The organism is Streptomyces sp. YIM 98790 (assembly GCF_011421595.1).
Taxonomy (GTDB): domain Bacteria; phylum Actinomycetota; class Actinomycetes; order Streptomycetales; family Streptomycetaceae; genus Streptomyces.
The window spans coordinates 1-2,541 of the sequence record NZ_WTLH01000351.1 but is presented as its reverse complement, the minus strand read 5'-3'; the positions used below and the strand labels follow the sequence as shown (position 1 = coordinate 2,541).

The window sequence follows — 2,541 nt, the reverse complement described above, 5'->3', positions numbered from 1 at the left end:
CTCGCCCGCCGGGCCAGCAGCCCCCTGCGGTGCCGCAGCGACAGCCGTACCGCCACGAGCAGCACGGCGACCACCGCGGCCAGGGCCGCGGCGGCCGGAATCCAGGCCGGCAGCACGTCCGGCCCGGCGGGGACGCCGTCCTCCTCGGCGGCACCGCCGCCGCCACCGCCGCCGGTGTCCGTTCCGCCGTCCGAGCCGTCCTGCGGCGGCCGCGGCTCGTCCAGCCCCAGCCGCTCGGCCAGAATGTCCAGCGTGGCGGAGACATACGGCTGCCCGGCCACCCGGGAGAACTCGGCCGCGGAGACGAAGTCCTCGCCGCCGGTCACCGACAGCCAGTGCACCCGGCCGTACTCGGGGTCGACCAGGTACACCGCCAGGTTCTGCGTTCCCCGGCCGTCGCCGGCGATGTGCCGGGCCACCGTGGTGTTGTCGGTCAGCGCGTCCAGCCCGAGGTGCGCCTCGGCCACATCGGCCGGCAGGAACGCCACCCGCGCCGGCGGGTCGGCGCTCGCCAGGGACTGGGCATAGGCGTCGATCTGCTCCTGCCCGGTCTCGCCGTCCATGACGGTGGGATGCACATAGACCGCCGTCTCCTCGAGGCCCTCGGCGGCCACCTCGGTGATCTGCGGACCCAGCGCCGCCGCCAGCCGGGCCAGGCCGCCCGGGAGTTCGGCCGGGGTCACCTCGGCGATGCCGGTGCCCGCCACCACGGATTCCAGCGCGTCCACCGACGGCAGCCCGGGGCCGGTGCCGATGTTCACCGAGAAGTCGTCGTCGTACCACTGGATCAGGGCCATCGCCCCGCCCTCGCCCAGGTCCCCGGCCATGGTCGCGGCAATGGCGTCCTGGTCGCCGCCGAAGCCGGAGACCAGGGCCACCCGGAGCCTGGGCACGTCGGCGAAGGTGGTCTCCAGCAGTTCGGGGGTCAGCTCGGGGAACGCCTCGGTGACCGCGGGGTCCACCAGGAACCGCCCCTCGCCGAAATCCGTGGGCACCCGGGCGGTGAGGTCCTGGTCCATGGCGTCGGCCACGCCGAGCAGGAAGTTCCCGTCACCGATGCCCACGTGGGCGATGTCCTCGTCGAAGAGCTGGTCCTCGGTGACGTCGATGCCGGTGGCGTAGTAGCCGTCGGTGGAGTTCGGATAGTCCTCGGTCGGGTTCGGCCACTCGGCATGGACGACGTAGAGGCCGGGCTTGCCGACCTTCTGCGCCAGCTCCCGGGCCGCGGCGGCGCCGTCGGCGACCTCCTCGCCGCTCAGCAGCGCCACCCGGATCGGGGTCTGGGCGCGCGCGTAGCGGGCCCGCATCAGGGCCACCATGTCGGGGCCGATGCGCTCGAAGCCGTCGCCCACCCACACCCCGGGGCCGGAGAGCGCCTCCGCGGCCTCGTCGAGCTGGGAGGCGGCGTGCGCGGGCGGCGCGGCGAGCAGTCCCAGCAGCAGCGGCAGGAGCACCGCCGCCAGCAGCAGGGAAATCCGTCTCCGCCCCCGGACCTGTGTGCCCATCGATCCCCTCCGGCCGTCCCCGCCGGTGCGCCGGACCGGTGTCCGGCACATCCCGTCAGCCCGTTGATGATTGTGCGATCCTATGCCCGCGCGGTGACGCTTCTGCGCGGAGCGGACGACGGTGACGGGGGCGAGGATGGCAGCCGGAGAGGTCCTGCACGGGCGTTACCGACTGGTGCGCAAGCTCGGCGAGGGCGGCATGGGCCAGGTCTGGCAGGCCCACGACGAGCGGCTGGGCCGGGATGTTGCCCTCAAGACGGCCACCGAGGGCGACGACAGCGAACTCGTCCGCCGCCTGGAGCGGGAGGCCACCGCCATCGCCCGGCTCGCCCACCCGCACATCGTCACCGTCCACGACATCCTGCACGGCGAGTTCGGCGGCGGCCCGGCCGTGCTGCTGGTGATGGAGCTGGTGCCCGGCCGCTCACTGGCCGAGGTGCTCCGCGACGGGGTGCCCGAGATGCGGCAGGCCCTGGAGTGGGGTGCGCAGGTCGCCGACGCGCTGGCCGCCGCCCACGCGCCCGGCGTGGACATCGTGCACCGCGATCTCAAGCCCGGCAACATCATGATCACCGCGCAGAACTCGGTGAAACTGCTGGACTTCGGCATCGCCCGGTTCGCCGAGGCGCTCGGCGCCCGGCAGCGCAGCGAGATCACCGCCACCGGCATGGTGATCGGCACCCCCGACTACATGGCCCCGGAACAGTGCGTGGCCGGCGCCGTGGACGCCCGCACCGACCTCTACGCCCTCGGCTGTGTGCTGTTCGCGCTGCTCACCGGGCGCACCGTGTTCCCGCCCGGCTCCACCATGATGCAGCTGCTCTACCAGCAGGTGCACGAGATGCCGCAGCCGCCCAGCAGCCTGGCCCCGCACGTCCCGGAGTCCGTGGACGAACTGGTGCTGCGGCTGCTGGCCAAGCGGCCCGAGAAGCGCCCGCAGGACGCCGCCGGCGTCCGGGACATGCTGCGCGCGCTGGCCGCCGGTGACGGCGACGCCGCGCACGGCGCCCCGGCCGCCACGCCGCCGCCCGGCCGG

1 protein-coding gene and 1 pseudogene are annotated in these 2,541 nt (G+C 74.3%); one reads left to right on the top strand and one right to left on the bottom strand.

Annotation, left to right across the window (positions count from 1 at the left end; genetic code table 11):
• A pseudogene (locus GQS09_RS27900) lies at positions 1 to 1,505 on the bottom strand (hypothetical protein); the annotation flags it as partial.
• A 136-nt stretch (positions 1,506 to 1,641) separates the two neighbouring features.
• Between GQS09_RS27900 and GQS09_RS27895 the strand changes: the two are divergent.
• On the top strand, positions 1,642 to 2,541 hold a 900-nt coding region (locus GQS09_RS27895; protein WP_165990298.1), incomplete at its 3' end, for a serine/threonine-protein kinase.